Annotated in this window: 8 protein-coding genes; all 8 read left to right on the top strand. The window is 37.7% G+C overall.

The window, feature by feature from the left end; all coding sequences use genetic code 11:
• The first annotated feature begins 51 nt into the window (after positions 1-51).
• The 8 genes from ACKU4N_RS14555 (at position 52) to ACKU4N_RS14520 (ending at position 17,083) form a co-directional block, all read left to right on the top strand.
• Entirely contained in the window at positions 52-1,974 is a 1,923-nt protein-coding gene (locus tag ACKU4N_RS14555) for an alpha/beta hydrolase-fold protein (RefSeq protein WP_321317493.1), read from the top strand.
• A gap of 52 nt (positions 1,975-2,026) precedes the next feature.
• Positions 2,027-3,949: a glycoside hydrolase family 97 protein gene (locus ACKU4N_RS14550; protein ID WP_321317491.1), complete on the top strand. Its 1,923-nt coding sequence runs from the start codon at positions 2,027-2,029 to the stop codon at positions 3,947-3,949.
• 44 nt (positions 3,950-3,993) lie between these two features.
• Positions 3,994-6,612 carry a xylan 1,4-beta-xylosidase gene (gene xyl3A, locus ACKU4N_RS14545; protein WP_321317490.1) on the top strand — a complete coding sequence of 873 codons (2,619 nt, stop codon included), beginning with the start codon at positions 3,994-3,996 and terminating at the stop codon, positions 6,610-6,612.
• Positions 6,613-6,621: 9 nt separating this feature from the next.
• The gene (locus ACKU4N_RS14540) at positions 6,622-8,181 is read left to right on the top strand and encodes a carboxylesterase/lipase family protein (RefSeq protein ID WP_321317488.1); all 1,560 of its coding nucleotides are present in this window, start codon (positions 6,622-6,624) and stop codon (positions 8,179-8,181) included.
• 464 nt (positions 8,182-8,645) lie between these two features.
• On the top strand, positions 8,646-11,045 hold the full coding sequence (locus tag ACKU4N_RS14535; protein WP_321317486.1) for a glycoside hydrolase family 5 protein: 2,400 nt from the start codon (positions 8,646-8,648) through the stop codon (positions 11,043-11,045).
• A 60-nt stretch (positions 11,046-11,105) separates the two neighbouring features.
• Positions 11,106-13,604, top strand: coding sequence for a glycoside hydrolase family 31 protein (locus ACKU4N_RS14530; protein WP_321317484.1), 2,499 nt, complete (start codon positions 11,106-11,108; stop codon positions 13,602-13,604).
• 190 nt (positions 13,605-13,794) lie between these two features.
• Positions 13,795-15,135, top strand: a complete 1,341-nt coding sequence (locus ACKU4N_RS14525; protein ID WP_321317483.1) for a glycoside hydrolase family 43 protein — start codon at positions 13,795-13,797, stop codon at positions 15,133-15,135.
• Positions 15,136-15,148: 13 nt separating this feature from the next.
• Positions 15,149-17,083: a glycoside hydrolase family 97 protein gene (locus ACKU4N_RS14520; protein WP_321317481.1), complete on the top strand. Its 1,935-nt coding sequence runs from the start codon at positions 15,149-15,151 to the stop codon at positions 17,081-17,083.

Below are 17,083 nucleotides of genomic sequence, written 5' to 3'. Positions count from 1 at the left end.
CTATACCTCAAAAATAACATACGAAGACATTTAAAGCTTTAAATAAAAAAAATGAAAAAAATCTTTTTATTCTTGTCAATTAGTATGCTGTTTACCTTAGCCGTAAACAGTCAGGTGATTATGAAATCGGCACCGCAAGGTTACGATATGGTTAATGCTGATATTTTGCACGGAAAAATTGATACAATAACCTATTCTTCGAAAACTGTTGGTTGCAATCGGCGCGCTCTTATTTATACACCCCCTGGTTTTTCAAAGAATAAAAAGTACCCTGTCCTTTATCTCCTGCACGGAATAGGAGGTGATGAAAAGGAGTGGTATGTGCAAGGAAAGCCTCAGGTAATTCTGGATAATCTTTATGCACAAAAAAAGGTTGAACCCATGATTGTGGTTTTACCTAACGGAAGAGCAATGAAAGATGATCGGGCCGTAGGGAATATTTATGATAGTTTGAAAGTGGCAGCTTTTGCAACATTTGAAAAGGACTTGATTAGTGATTTGATTCCATACATAGAAAAGAGTTATCCCGTGTTTGCCGATCGGGAACATCGTGCCATCGCCGGACTTTCCATGGGAGGAGGCCAAACTTTGAATTTTGGCTTGGGTAATATGGATCGGTTTGCCTGGATTGGAGGCTTCTCTTCTGCACCCAACACAAAAGAGCCCGAAAAGCTGTTGCCAAATCCCAATGAAGCAGCTAAAAATTTGAGTCTGCTTTGGATCTCATGCGGCGATAAAGACAATCTGATCAATTTTAGTAAGCGTACTCACGATTATCTGGAAAAGAATAATGTACCACATATTTACCAGGTGATTGCCGGTGGATACCACGATTTTAATGTGTGGAAAGATAATCTATATCATTTTTCACAGTTGTTGTTTAAGTCGGTTGATTATGCCCTGTTTTCGGGTGTCAACAGTGAGGGGCAAAGAGCTGAATCAAATGTACGTTCAGCTCAATACCCAAAGATATTGACTGATGGAAGAGCTGTTTTTCGCATTAAGGCACCGGAAGCAAGTAAGATACAGGTTGATTTAGGCCGAAAATATGATATGATAAGACAGGCTGATGGATTTTGGGAAGTTACCACCGATTCGTTAAGCGAAGGCATTCATTATTATTCTTTAATTATTGACGGAGTTACCGTGGCTGATCCTTCAAGTGAAACATTTTACGGTATGGGACGCATGGCAAGTGGTATTGAGGTGCCTTTTGTCGGAGATGGTTACTACCAAATAAAAGAAGTGTCTCACGGCGATATTCGATTCAAGCGTTACTATTCAAATTTAACCCACTCGTGGCGTAATTTTTATATGTATACACCTCCTGGTTATTCTCAGAATACTAAAGAAAAATATCCTGTGTTGTATTTGTTGCACGGAGGAGGAGAGGATCAGCGTGGATGGGCAAATCAGGGTAAAACCGATTTGATTTTAGATAACCTGATTGCCGAAGGAAAAGCGAAACCTATGGTTATTGTAATGTTAGATGGCAATTTGGCATTGTCAGGGTTTAGTGAGGGGTTTCTGAAACTTTTTGAATCAGAATTAAAGCAAACAGTCATTCCTTTTGTTGAAATGAATTATCGTGTTAAAACCGATTCTCAGTCACGTGCATTGGCAGGTTTATCCATGGGTGGAATGCAAACTCTTTATGCGGGAGTGCGCAATACAGATCTGTTTGGGTATCTGGGCGTATTTAGTTCTGGATGGATTCATCCGATGCAAGACGATATTGCAAATAAAGAGTATGATTTTATGAAAGAAAATGCAACGCAGATTAATAAAAATTTGAAGTGTTTTTGGATTTCAATGGGAGGAAAAGAAGATATTGCCTGGGAAAACTGTCAGAGAATGTTGGGCAAATTCGATGACATAAAAATTAAATATACATATAGCGAATATCCTGGCGGACATACCTGGCCGGTATGGCGAAACAACCTGTATAATTTTTCAAAAGTGTTATTTAAGTGATAATAGTGCGTTTCTTAGTTGAATGAGTCAGGTAAAATTAATAGGTATAAAAATGAAATTCTTTTTTATTTCAATATTATTATGTGTGTGGAGTACTGCAATATTATCTCAAGTTGCATCCGTAACCTCACCAAACAAACAAATAAATGTTGTGGTGAATGCTCCAAATGAGTTTGTGTCAGATACATGGTTCTTACAAGTAAATTATGATAGTAATGGATCAACACAGATTATTCCTAAAATAAATCTTGGATTGGTGCGTAGTGACCAGAATTTTAGTAAGGATTTACAATTTCTTAAAACAGGAAAAGCCCGATTAATAACCGAGAACTATTCAACTCTACATGGCAAGCGTTCTAAATGCACAAATTCTGTTAACGAAATAACTGTTTCATTTCAAAATCCCGGGAAGGCAAAATTAAATCTAATTATCAGGGCTTATAATGATGGGATTGCTTTTCGGTACGAATTTCCTGAAAAAAATGGGACATACTTGGTAAAAGATGAGTTAACAGCTTATTTTATTCCTGATAGTACAAAAAGATGGCTCGAAAAATATAATCCTGCAAATGAGGGGCTCTACTCTGAAATGGTAGATGGTAATATTCAAAAGGATTGGTGTTATCCGGCACTTTTTAATACAGCCGATAAAAAGTGTTGGTTTTTAATTCATGAAGCTGATTTAAACCGAAATTATTGTGGCTCAAAACTCACGAACTATGGTGATAAAAATAGCTATAAAATAACCTTTCCCGATCAGTGGAATGGTAGAGGTACCGGTGAAACACAGCCAACAGTAACACTGCCTTGGCAATCTCCTTGGAGGGTCATTATTATGGGTAGCCTTTCCGATATAGTTGAATCTACTTTGGTAAATGATGTGTCAACACCATCTGTCATTAAAGATACGGAGTGGATTAAGCCGGGTGTTGCTTCGTGGAATTATTGGTCCGATAATCATGGCACAAAAGACTTTAAAACAGTTTGCAAATTTGCCGATTTGGCTGTTGCTTTTAATTGGCCATACACTTTACTCGATTGGGAATGGGATGCTATGGGTAACGGCGGGCAATTGGAAGATGCTTTAAAATACATTCATTCTATAGGTGTTAAGCCATTGATGTGGTACAACTCGGGTGGCGAACACACATGGGTTGGCGCTACACCAAAAGACAGGATGTTGACTCATGAAAACCGTATGGAAGAGTTTGCCAAGTTAAAGAAGTTGGGCGTAGTTGGGGTGAAAGTTGATTTTTTCGAGAGCGAAAAACAAAATATGATAAACTATTATCTGGATATTTTGGAGGATGCAGCTCAATTTGAGATAATGGTCTATTTTCATGGCTGTTTAGTGCCACGAGGTTGGGCACGTACTTATCCTAATTTGATGACATACGAAGGTGTGCGCGGGGCTGAATGGTATAATAATGGGCCGGAATTTACGACTACTGCACCAAAACATAATTCCATATTGCCTTTTACCCGAAATGTTGTTGGAAGTATGGACTATACACCGGTTACATTTACCAATTCTCAGTATCCACATATAACTTCCTATGGACATGAACTGGCATTGAGTGTTTTATTTGAATCTGGTATCCAGCATATGGCCGACCGCCCCGAAGGATATTATGAACTGCCAGATGCTGCCAAAAGCTTCTTAAGAACAATACCAAATATTTGGGATAATACAAAATTGTTGGATGGTTATCCCGGCCAATACGTGGTAATGGCCCGCCAAAAAGGAAACAGCTGGTATATAGGTGGTATTTCAGGGATGCAAAAAGAGAGGGTTCAAAAGCTCGATTTTAGTTTTTTACCTGAAAATATAAAGTATAAGTTGACATTAATCAGTGATGGCCGGCATGATAAAGATTTTGCAGTAAAATATATGGTGGTGGACAAAACAAGTACTGCTGATGTGAAACTATTGCGCCGTGGAGGTTTTGCTGCTGTACTAAATCAAGTAAAATAATGAAACATGATGTTCTTAAAAAACATGTAAAAATTGAGTATACAATGAAAAAGAAACCAATCGCACATTTACGAAAATGGCTATGCCTTTCAGCCTTGTTTTTGCTTACAGTTAATATCCGGGCGCAACAATATCCCTTTCAAAATCCGAAACTAAGCTCAGAAGAGCGCGCTAAAGATTTAATTTTAAGGCTTACCCTTGAAGAAAAGGCAACATTAATGTGCGATCAGTCAGACGCTGTACCACGGCTGGATATTAAGAAATTTAACTGGTGGAGCGAAGCTTTACATGGATATGCTAATAATGGTAATGTAACCGTATTTCCCGAACCTATTGGTATGGCAGCATCATTTAATGATGAATTGTTATATGATATTTATGACGCTGTGTCAGATGAAGCACGTGCCAAATACCATGAGTGGATTAATATGGGTAATGAAAACAAACGTTTCCTAAGTCTTTCAGTTTGGACACCGAATGTAAATATTTTTAGAGACCCTCGCTGGGGGCGCGGACAAGAGACCTATGGAGAGGATCCGTACTTAACATCTAGGATGGGCGTTGCGGTAGTAAAGGGCTTGCAAGGGCCTGCCGATGCTAAATATCGTAAGTTGTTAGCTTGTGCAAAGCATTATGCAGTACATTCCGGCCCGGAATGGAGTCGTCATGAATTGAATCTTAACGACGTGGATCCCCGGGAATTATATGAAACCTACCTTCCGGCATTTAAGGCTTTGGTACAAGAAGGTGATGTACGCCAGGTGATGTGCGCTTATCAGCGTTTAGACGATGAGCCTTGTTGTGGCAGCACAAGGCTTTTGCAACGTATTCTTCGCGAAGAGTGGGGGTATAAGTATTTAGTAGTTTCTGATTGTGGGGCAGTTACTGATTTTTTCACCTCACATAAAGTATCTTCCGATGCAGTTCATGCCGCCTCAAAAGCCGTTCTTTCTGGAACTGATGTAGAATGTGTATGGAATAATTATCCTTATAAGACATTACCAAAAGCTGTTGAAAAGGGGTTGATAAAAGAGGAAGATATAGATAAAAGCTTAATGCGTGTATTAATTGGGCGTTTTGATCTTGGCGATTTTGATGATGATTCAATGGTACCTTGGGCACAAATTCCTCCTTCAATTTTGAATAATGAAAAACACAGACAGTTGGCACTTGATATGGCTCGCCAGTCACTGACTTTGCTTCAAAATAACAACCATATTCTTCCATTATCCAAAAAAGAGAATAAGATTGCCGTTATAGGACCCAACGCCGGCAATGAACCCATGTTATGGGGAAATTATAATGGTACACCGGTACGAACTATTTCTATTCTTAACGGTATAAAAACCAAATTGGCTGATAATACCTTTTTTTACGATAAAGGTTGTGATTTAGTTGAGGATAAAGTTACCCAAAGTTATATAGGGCAATGTGCTTTTGAAGGCAAACCCGGTTTTAAAGCTACCTATTGGAATAATAGTGAAAGAGAAGGTGCTGTTGTTGCAACTACGCAAATTACCAATCCAATTAAATTAACAACTGCCGGGCAACACGAATTTGCATCAGGTGTAAAACTTGAAGGTTTTTCAGCTTTATATGAAACCGAATTTGTGGCAAAAAAAACCGAAGATCTTGTTTTTAAAGGAGGTGCCTCAGGAGCTTTTGAATTGTTGGTAAATGGCGATACTATTCGAAAATACAATAACTGGCGCTTGCTCTCCTCAAAGATGTCTATTAAAGTAGAAGCAGGTAAAAAGTATAAAATTGAAATACGATATGCTCAAATGAACGATTGGCAGGCCAATATTGAACTGAATTTCGGAAAAGAAGTTGATGTAGATTATACCTCCTTAATTAAAAAGCTAAAAGGCATAGATGTGGTAGTATTTGCAGGAGGACTTTCCGGCGAACTGGAAGGCGAAGAAATGCCGGTTTCTTATCCGGGTTTTAAAGGTGGCGACCGTACCAATATTGAATTACCATCTGTTCAGCGTAACTGTTTAAAGGCATTGAAAGAGGCCGGTAAAAAAGTGATTTTCGTTAACTGTTCCGGTTCGGCTATTGCTTTAACTCCCGAAACCGAGACGTGTGATGCTATTCTTCAGGCTTGGTATGCCGGCGAATCGGGAGGACAAGCTATTGCTGATGTTCTGTTTGGCGATTATAATCCTTCCGGTAAATTGCCGATTTCATTTTACAAAAACTCTGAAAAATTAGGCGATTTTGAAGATTATTCCATGAAAGGTCGTACCTATCGATATACAACAGATGTTCTTTTTCCGTTTGGATTTGGTTTAAGTTATACAAATTTTGAAATTGGTGCAGCAAGTTTAAGTAAATCAAGTATTAATACTTGCGAAAGCACTCAGATAACCTTGACTGTTAAGAATTCAGGTAGTATGGATGGAACTGAAATTGTTCAGGTATATGTTCGGAAAGTGAATGACATTGATGGCCCTTTAAAAACATTAAAAGGTTTCAAAAGAGTAGTGGTGAAAGCAGGAAGTTCTGCAAAGGCAGTGATAGATTTAGCTTCTGATTCATTTGAGTTTTATGATTGGGAGCAACGTAAAATGGCTGTTACACCTGGCGAGTACGAAGTTTTCTATGGCAATAGCTCTGATGTAAAAAAATTAAAAATGGTAAAAGTAACGATTCAATAAAACAGAATAATGAAAAAAATAACATTTTTATTTACAGTATTAATAGGGATAAGTATATATTCTTGTTCAAACTTAGAACCGGGACAGGTAAAGGGTGAAAATGGTGTGTTACAAGGAAAAATTGAAGGTGAATTAACTGTTTTTAAAGGAATTCCTTTTGCAAAGCCTCCGGTTGGAGAATTGCGTTGGAAGGCTCCTCAACAAGCAGAAAAGTGGGAAGGGGTAAGGCAGGCTACAGAATATGCCCCAGGGCCAATGCAAGGGGCTAATCCGCCTTCAGGAAAAAGTGAAGATTGCTTGTACCTGAATGTATGGACTCCAGCGAAATCTGCGAATGAAAAAATACCAGTATTGGTATGGATATATGGAGGGGGCTTTAGTTTTGGGTGTACCTCAGAACCTGTGTTTGATGGACAAGCTATGGCGAATAAAGGGGTTGTTTTGGTTAGTGTGGCTTACCGTGTTGGACAACTAGGTTTTTTAGCTCACCCTGAACTTAGTGCCGAAAGTCCAGATAAAGTGTCGGGTAATTATGGGCTGTTAGATCAGATAGCAGGATTACAATGGATACAAAAAAATATTGCCAAATTTGGCGGAGACCCAGATAAGGTGACCATTTTTGGCGAGTCGGCAGGAGCCATCTCGGTTAGTATGCTGTGTGCTTCACCATTGGCAAAAGGACTTTTTTCTGGTGCTATCTCGCAGAGTGGTGGATCATTTGGGCCAACACGCCCAACTACTTATCCTGGTGAAAATATGAAAACCCTTAAACAGGCTGAAGCTGATGGTATTGAATATGTAAAAAATCATGGAGCTTCATCTATTGTCGAGTTACGTAAAATGCCTGCTGAAAAGTTTATCCCTCAGGGGTGGACTATGCCCGGTGGCTGGCCAATTGTTGATGGATTTGTGATTCCTGACGACCAACATAAACTTTATGAGGAAGGGAATTACAATGATGTACCTGTATTAATCGGTTATAACTCAGATGAAGGAGCTAGTTTTTCCTGGGAAAAAACACCTGAGCAATATATTAGTGGAGTAAAAGGACGCTATGGCGAATTTGCAGATGCTTTAATTAATGCTTATCCAGTTGGTGATAATACGGTGCCAAAAACAGCTAGGGATCTTATGCGTGATGCTGCTTTTGGTTGGCAAACCTGGAGTTGGGCAAGGCTTCAATCTCGAACAGGCCAATCAAAAGTTTACTATTACTATTTCGATCAGCATCCAGACTTTCCAGAAGATTCGCCTATGTATGGACATGGTTCTCCTCATGGGCAAGATGTAGCTTATGTATTTCAGCATTTAGATCCCAAAAATGCTTCAAAATCAGATCTGGAAATATCAGAAGCAATGGGTATTTATTGGACAAATTTTGCAAAATATGGTAATCCTAATGGCGAAGGAGTTCCTGAATGGAATGCATTTAGCGATGAAACTCCAGAGGTAATGTATTTACAACAGAAACCTCATGTAGGTGCTGTGCCAAGTGAATCAGCATTGAAAGTACTTGATGGATATTTTGAGTGGCGCAGGACACCTGATGGGAAGGATTGGGCAAAATAAGGATAATAGTATTATTGGATTTTTTAAGTGTTTAAAATTTTTATTTACCAAGGTTATTTTTTCATGAGGTTGGTAATAACTTAAGTAAAATATTATTTCAATGATGTGTAGGTTGAGATCGGAAATTTGTAGAATGGATTCATAAGGTTTGGTCGATTAGTTCTGTAGTTTATCTGTTAATAGACATTTTTCTACAATTTGTATGAGTAACACTGATCGGTATAATGAAGTTTTAACAATTAAATATTTAACAGGAAAAAAGGTTTGTTGCCTGCAATAAATTTTTTTAACTAAATGAGGCTGTGTTGCGATCAAAAATTTGGTTCGCAACACTATTCTCTTTTTGTGGACTGAAAATAAGATCGCAAATCCAAAGGGAAAAGGTGGAAGATAGATTGCCTGATAACGTTTGTACAATTGTAATTAATAAGCAATATTATTAAAAGTCACACAAAAAAATAGTCATGATGAAGACAGTAATTTTAAAATTGTGTTTGGTATTAGCAGTTATTTTCCATGTAAATATCACATTTGCATGGGAAGGAATGCCAATGCCTCAGTTGCATGTGGAGGGGAGATATTTAAAAGATGTTTCTGGTCATATTGTAAATTTGCACGGTTTTGCTCAAACATACTCTCCTTGGTTTAACGAACAGAATTCAAAATGGACCAACTTTGATGTGGCTGCATGTTTGACTTATAACCAAGGCTTAATTGACGGTATATTGCAGGCCGGTTGGAAAATGAATTTTATCCGATTGCATATGGATCCTTATTGGTCCAATACTCCGGGTGTGCAGGTTAATGGTGAAAACGATATATCTGCCTTTGACTTTAATCGGTTTAAAACATATCTCGATCAGGTTTTTATCCCCATGGCCGAATATGCAATCTCAAAGGGATTGTACGTTGTAATGCGTCCTCCGGGAGTTTGTCCCGAAGAGATAGCTATCGGCGATGCATATCAGCAATATCTTATTCAGGTTTGGGGATATGTTGCTCAACATCCCAAATTAAAAAACAATCCTAATATTATGTTTGAATTAGCTAATGAACCAGTTGATATACTTGGATACGATGGAACATATGGCGCAGGTACGCAAGGTCATTTCGATAAGCTTAAAATCTATTTTCAGGCAATTGTTGATGCTGTAAGGGAGAGTGCAAATAACATACTTTGGATACCGGGTTTAGGATATCAGTCATTGTATTCCGGGTATGCAGCTAATCCCATTGAAGGTGATAATATTGGTTATGCAGTGCATGTTTATCCAGGGTGGTTTAACAGTGGTCAAGGCTATGAACCTTTCCAAAATGGATGGAATAATCAGGTTCAGCCAATAGCTGATATGGCACCTATTATGGTAACAGAGATGGATTGGGCGCCGGAAAAATACAACGCATCCTGGGGTAAAGATATTACCGGTATTGCTGGTGGAGATGGTTTCGGTGCAAATTTGAAGAAGATTGTTGACAGTTGCGGCAATGTAAGTTGGCTCCTTTTTACAAGTCCTGACCTGTTGGATGATTTTACAGGAATTGCTCCTGCTGAAGGTGAGAATTATGTCTTTCTAAATGATCCGGAGGCTTGTCCATGGCCGGTTTATCATTGGTATCAAGAATATGCAAAGGAATATAGTTTTGAAGGTGCTGCAGATGACTATTTAACGTTATCGGATCTGGTTGTTGAAAGTGGGGAGAAATTAACACTTTTAACAGGTAGCTCTGTAGGTTTAAAAATAAAGGCTGTTTTTGCTGATGGGCATATCGAAAATGTAGGTTCTCTTGCTGAGTACACTATTGACAATCCCTCGGTCGTTGAAGTTTCTAATGGAAGAATTTACTCATTTAAGGATGGAGAAGCAACTATTGATATAGCTTACACAGGACCTTTAGGTGTACAAAAGCAAGTGACATTAAATATTACTTCAACCACTTTTCCGTTAACAAATAATTTATTTAATCCTGATATCTGGGAAAATGGCTCTTTTGATGGAGTTACCAATACGCTGAAAACCGGATTATATGGTTTTGGAGGTTGGCAATATGAAGGAATTGATTTAACTGGTTATAAATATATCATTGCTCGATTAGGTGGAAATAATACTGCCGATATATCATTCAATATTTATGATGGTAGTAGTTATTGGGGATCACCTGCTTCGTATCAGTTCGGTAATGAAAATGAAGTGGTTGTAATGCTGGAACATGCAAATAAAAATGATGGTACACCTCTTAATTCGGAACATATTTATATTGCAGGTTTTTGGTCTAATGGCAGTAATCCTTTTGTAATTGATACTGTATTCCTATCTAATTCCAGCGAATATGATCCACCATCTATTAATATTCAGGATATTAACTCAAATAATATTACAGAGCTTAATGATTTTTATTATGGAATTGATACAGGACCATCTACTATACAGCAAATTATAGTTTCCGGTAATAAATTGACGAATGATATTGTCATTACATCTTCTGCCAATTATGAAATATCACTAGAAGAGACACAGGGATATTCTCAAATGATATCGCTTGGTCCGAATAAGGGTGAAGTCTCATTGGTTACTATATATGTAAGGTTAGTTTCCGGTTTAACAGACAATATGTATAGTGGGGATATTGAGCTTTCTTCGGCAGGAGCTTTTAGTAAAACTATTGCTCTATTCGGACAAGTAGAAAAAACGAATGGGATTTATAATATTCCAAGTTCAGGCGCTGTGGTTACGTCAACTGCATATTTTACTTTATTAGGACAAAAAATAACTGATTTAGATAATCGGAGAGGAATTTTTATAGTTAAAGAACTTTATTCAGATGGAACAGTGGTTGCAACTAAAGTTTTAAAAATGGAATATTGAAAATACCTTTAAATAAAGGTAAACTTGAAGAATTGCATGATTATTAAAAATATTTTTATTATGAAATTAAAGCATATGTATATATTGCTCTTACTGGTCTTTTCGTTATACAATACCAGTAAAGGTCAATCATATAAACATACAGATCTGGGTATTAAAACAGTAATAAATTCTACTGAAATAGAAATTCAATTTTATGGACCATCAACAGTTCGGATATTAAAATTTCCGGAGGGTGACGAGTTTGAAAAAAAGAGCCTCTCTGTGATTATGCAGCCTCAGGAAGAGATTTTTGATATCCAAGAAATGGGCAGGGAAATTACCTTGAAGAGTAAGAAAATTAGTGTTGTATTAAATTTAAAGAATGGGCAAGTGGCATTTAAAACAATATCAGGAGAACCTTTGTTGAACGAAAAAGCATATGGAGGTAAATTTACTGATTTTATTGATGCCGGAGATACAACTTATAGTGTCTCACAGTCATATGTTCTGGATGAAAACGAGGCAATTTATGGCTTGGGAATTCTTCAGCGGGGAAAAATGTCGCAACGTAATCAAGAAGTAAGAATGGTGCAAAACAACACCGAAGATTACGTGCCTTTCTTCTTGTCTGAGAAAGGATATGGGGTATATTGGGATAATTACTCTCCTACCACCTTTAAGGATAATAGTGAGTCAACCAGTTTTAGTTCAGAAGTTGGCGATGGTATCGACTACTACTTTATGTATGGTGGCAACTCCGATGGTGTAATTGCTTGTATGCGTAACCTAACCGGGCAAGTGCCAATGTTTCCTTTATGGACTTTTGGTTATTGGCAGAGCAAAGAACGTTATAAGATTCAGAACGAGATAGTTGGAGTCGTTGAAAAATACCGGGAATTGGGCGTGCCACTTGATGGCATTATACAGGATTGGCAATATTGGGGAAATAATTACCTGTGGAATGCCATGGAGTTCCTTAATCCTGATTTTGCAAAGCCGCAAAAAATGGTGAATGATATTCATGACTTGAATGCACACATAATTATTTCCATTTGGTCTTCCTTTGGCCCTATGACTAAACCTTATCGTGAAATGAATCCAAAGGGAATGTTGCTCAATATTGGAACCTGGCCTCAATCCGGGCTGACCAGTTGGCCTCCCAACAAAGATTATCCATCCGGAGTTAAACCTTATGATCCATATAATCCTGAAGCCCGCGATATATACTGGAAATATTTAAACCAAGGTATCTTTAAGTTGGGGATGGACGGTTGGTGGATGGACTCCACAGAACCTGATCATCTTGATTTCAGAGCACAGGATATGGATAATAAAACTTATTTGGGCTCATTTAGAAAAGTTCGTAATGCATATCCGTTAATGACTGTTGGTGGGGTTTATGAACATCAGCGCGAAGTTTCTTCTGATAAGCGCGTGTTTATTTTAACCCGTTCGGCTTTTGCCGGACAACAGCGCTATGGTGCTAATACATGGTCGGGTGATGTTAGTTCGTCTTGGGAATCTTTGAGAAATCAAATTCCGGCAGGTTTGAACTTTTCTCTTTGTGGTATTCCATACTGGAACAGCGATATTGGAGGTTTTTTTGCAGGAGCCTATAATAAAAATTGGAATGATGGCTCCGGTTCAAAAAATCCTTTATATCAGGAACTATATGTTCGTTGGTTGCAGTTTGGAGCATTTACACCTATGATGCGTTCTCATGGAACAGATGTTCCCAGAGAAATCTATCAGTTTGGTAAAAAGGGAGAACCAATTTATGATGCTATCGAAAAAATAATTCATTTGCGTTATTCTTTTCTTCCATACATTTATGCTACAGCATGGGACGTTACTAAAGATCAGTCAAGTTTTATGCGGGCTTTAGTAATGGATTTTAATGATGAGAATGTAAAAGATTTGAGAAATGAGTATATGTTTGGCAAGTCGATATTAGTGGCTCCTATTGATAGTGCGCAATATACCCCGGAAAAAGCATTGAAAATTGATGCGGATACTGGTTGGGATAAAGCAGAGAAGGAAGATACTAAAAGCAATACAGAAACTAATTTCCGTAAACCTAAATTTAAAAATGTTTATTTGCCCGCTGGCGAAGAGTGGTACGACTTCTGGACAAACGAAAAATACTTAGGAGGACAGAATATTACCGTTACAACTGCCATTGATAAAATTCCTTTATATATAAAAGCTGGCAGCATTCTTCCATTCGGGCCAAAAGTGCAGTATGCAGCAGAAAAAAAATGGGATATGCTTGAAATTCGTATTTATGAAGGTGCCGATGGCGAATTTACTTTGTACGAAGACGAAAACGACAATTACAACTATGAGAAAGGCATGTATTCAACCATCACTTTTAATTGGAACGATGCTGAAAAAGTATTGACTATTGATAGCTTAAAAGGAAGTTTCCCCGGAATGCTTAAAAATAGGAAATTCAATATAGTCAAAGTTTCAACAAATAAAGTAAAGGGAGATAATTCCAAAGCAAGGATTGGTAAGGTTGTTGTTTATACCGGCAGAAAAATAACATTAGACTACAATGTTGGCAGCGGTTTGTAAAGTATTTAAGAATATAGCACAAAGTAATACAGTCACTTGTGAGTCTTTAGTCGGTTCGAAAGGGCAGGCATTTGGTGAAAAAATAAAATTTAAAAAGATGAAATAGTCATGGGCAAAGCAAATTAGCTGACATATCGGAGTGTGTTTGTGATTTGTTTTGGTTATTAATGTTTTACTAATTATTAAGTAGATGAAAAGATTAGTTGTTCTTTACTCAATTGTATTTTTTGTTGTCATTGCAGGAGTAAATAGTAAGGCACAAAATTCAATTAAACAGAAGTCGATAATTCAAGCCAAGTATACAGCAGATCCTGCTCCAATGGTGTATAATGATACTGTTTTCTTATATACATCTCATGATGAAGATGATGCAGAGGGATTTAAAATGCTCGGTTGGCTTCTTTATACATCAACAGATATGGTTAATTGGATTGAACATGGTACTGTAGCTTCACTTAAGGATTTTAAATGGGCAAAACAAGATAATGGAGCCTGGGCTGTTCAATGTATTGAACGAAATGGAAAGTTTTATATGTATTGTCCAATGCATGGTAATGGATTAGGCGTGTTGGTGGCAGATAGCCCATATGGGCCTTTCAAAGACCCTTTAGGAAAACGTTTAATTGATTCAGATCATATTTGGAACGATATTGATCCAACTCCTTTTATTGACGATGATGGTCAGGCTTACTTATATTGGGGAAACCCAGATTTATATTACGTTAAATTGAATGAGAATATGATTTCTGTTTCAGGAGAAATAGTTAAAGAGCCTTCAAAACCTAAAAACTATCAGGAAGGCCCTTGGGTTTGGAAGCGGAAAGACCATTATTATTTGTCTTATGCTTCAACATGTTGTCCGGAAGGAATTGGCTATGCTATGAGTGATTCGCCTAAAGGGCCATGGCGGTACAAGGGTATGATTGTAGATGCTTCTGAGTTAACAAGAGGTAATCATCCTGGTATTATTGACTTTAAAGGAAAATCATATTGTTTTGGGCATAGTTACGATCTTATAAAGCAATCAACAAGCACCTTTTATGAAAGGCGATCGGTTGATATGGATGAAATGGTTTATAATGATGATGGCACAATACAAAATCGCCATTATTGGTCCGTAGAGGGACCTGCTCAAATTGGCTCATTTAATCCTTACCAAAATGTTGAAGCAGAAACAATGGCTTGGAGCGAGGGGCTTAAGACAAATAAAAATACTTCAAAAGGAATGTATGTAACCCATATTCATAATAATGACTATTTACAAGTTGTAGGTGTTGATTTTGAAAAAGGAGCAAAAGAGTTTGAAGCCATTGTGACTTCCTTAGTCATAGGGAAAATAGAGATTAGGTTGGATGATAAAGATGGTTCACTTATTGGTAATTGTGAAATTGAAAATACAGGTGGGGATGATAGATGGAAGTCATTCACAACAAAGGTGAAAAAAGTGAAAGGCAAGCATGATCTTTATCTTGTTTTTAAGGGAGGTGAAGGTGAGCTTTTTCACTTTGATGCATGGAAATTTATAAAATAAATAATTCAACAATATGAGAGCATTGTTTTTTTTAGGCTGTATGCTTCTGGCAACAGCAATCTATTCGCAACAAGCAAAAATGGTATTTAGCCCTGATGGCAACCTCAAAGTAAATATTGAGGTGAAAAATGGCAACCTGGTTTATTCTGTTTCTTATAAAGAGTCAACCGTTTTAGTGGATTCTCCCTTAGGGTTAATTACTAATGAGGGCGATTTTAGCAAGGGGATGGTTCTGGTTAAGTCAACAACAGGTAATGTATATAAAAGCTACACAGAAGAAAAAATTAAGCAGTCTGATGTAGAATACAATGCCAATACTCTTGCATGTTCCTTTAAAAACGAACAGGAAAAAGAAATAGCAGTTTTATTTCAGGTTAGCAACAACAACATTGCATTTCGTTACGAATTGCCTGCATGGGATAAAACAATGGTTTGTGTGGTTGAGAAAGAAACTACAGGTTTTCATTTTCCTACAGGTACCAATGCCTTTTTATCCTTTATGATGAATCCGATGGAGGGATTTGCACGCACAGCGCCAAGCTACGAAAGTGGATATCAGGCTAATGTGCCAATGGATCAAACAACTTCTGGAGAAGGGTATGTTTTTCCTGGTTTGTTTCGAATTGGAGATACAGGTTGGGCTTTAGTTTCTGAAACCGGTGTTAATAGCCAATATTGTGCAGCTCATTTGAGTGGATTCAAAAATGGCGGTTATACCGTCGAATTTCCAAACCCGAAGCAAAACAATGGCTTTGGAAATTCAGGTGCACAAATTGGCCTTCCTGGCGTTACACCTTGGCGCACCATAACAATAGGAGAAACACTTCAACCAATTGTTGAAACAACCATTCCTTACGATGTCGTTGAGCCTTTGTATGAAGCTTCCCAAAAATTTGAATATGGACGTAGTACCTGGAGTTGGATTGTATGGCAGGATGCCAGCATGAATTATGAAGATCAGGTGAAGTATGTTGATTTGGCAGCTGATATGGGCTATGAGTATATTTTAATTGATGCATGGTGGGATAAAAATATTGGATATGAGAAGATGAAAGAGCTTATCAACTATGCCGCATCAAAGGATGTGGGTGTTTTTCTTTGGTACAATTCCAATGGTGCAGCCAATGATGCTTTTATGACACCTTTAAATAAGATGAATTCTTCTATTGCCCGTAAAAAGGAGATGAAATGGTTAAAAGAAGCCGGTGTAAAAGGGTTAAAAGTAGATTTCTTTGGTGGGGATAAGCAAGAGACCATGCGTTTATACGAAGATATCCTTTCTGATGCCAATGATTATGGGTTAATGATTGTTTTTCATGGTACTACACTTCCACGGGGTTGGGAACGAATGTATCCGAACTTTGTAGGCAGCGAAGCGGTACTGGCTTCTGAAATGCTTGTTTTTGTACAGGATATTCGTGAAAAGGAAGCCTTCTATGCTTCACTGCATCCGTTTATGCGTAACTCCGTAGCAAGTATGGAATTTGGAGGCGTATTTCTTAACAAACATTTGAATAGAGATAATAAGGAAGGGCAAACGAGGGTAACAACCGATGCATTTCAATTGGCAATAGCTGTTTTGTTTCAAAATCCTGTTCAAATGTTTGCCTTAACGCCTAATAACCTTATCGATGCACCGGAATTTGAAATAGATTTCATGAAAGATATTCCAACAACCTGGGACGAAACAAGATATATTGAAGGCTACCCCGGTAAATATTCTGTAATAGCCCGCCGTCATGGACAGAAATGGTACGTGGCAGGCGTTAATGCAGAAAAATCGGCAAAAACGTTAAAATTGAAATTGCCAATGTTTGCCGGACAAAGTGTTGCAATGTATAACGATAACAGGAAGTTGGAAACATCTTTAGGGAACGTAAAAGTTTCTAAAAAAGGTGATGTTACTATAACCATTCAGCCTAATGGAGGTGTTGTGTTAACCAAATAA

It is taken from the genome of Labilibaculum sp., assembly GCF_963664555.1.
GTDB lineage: Bacteria > Bacteroidota > Bacteroidia > Bacteroidales > Marinifilaceae > Labilibaculum.
Note: the sequence above shows the minus strand (reverse complement) of the source record. Positions and strands in the feature narration are given on the sequence as shown.

Excerpts from the sequence above, each read along its gene's own strand:
- ACKU4N_RS14555 (WP_321317493.1), top strand. The coding sequence starts at position 52 with ATGAAAAAAATCTTTTTATTCTTGTCAATTAGTATGCTGTTTACCTTA.
- ACKU4N_RS14550 (WP_321317491.1), top strand. The coding sequence starts at position 2,027 with ATGAAATTCTTTTTTATTTCAATATTATTATGTGTGTGGAGTACTGCA.
- xyl3A (WP_321317490.1), top strand. The coding sequence starts at position 3,994 with ATGAAAAAGAAACCAATCGCACATTTACGAAAATGGCTATGCCTTTCA.
- ACKU4N_RS14540 (WP_321317488.1), top strand. The coding sequence starts at position 6,622 with ATGAAAAAAATAACATTTTTATTTACAGTATTAATAGGGATAAGTATA.
- ACKU4N_RS14535 (WP_321317486.1), top strand. The coding sequence starts at position 8,646 with ATGATGAAGACAGTAATTTTAAAATTGTGTTTGGTATTAGCAGTTATT.
- ACKU4N_RS14530 (WP_321317484.1), top strand. The coding sequence starts at position 11,106 with ATGAAATTAAAGCATATGTATATATTGCTCTTACTGGTCTTTTCGTTA.
- ACKU4N_RS14525 (WP_321317483.1), top strand. The coding sequence starts at position 13,795 with ATGAAAAGATTAGTTGTTCTTTACTCAATTGTATTTTTTGTTGTCATT.
- ACKU4N_RS14520 (WP_321317481.1), top strand. The coding sequence starts at position 15,149 with ATGAGAGCATTGTTTTTTTTAGGCTGTATGCTTCTGGCAACAGCAATC.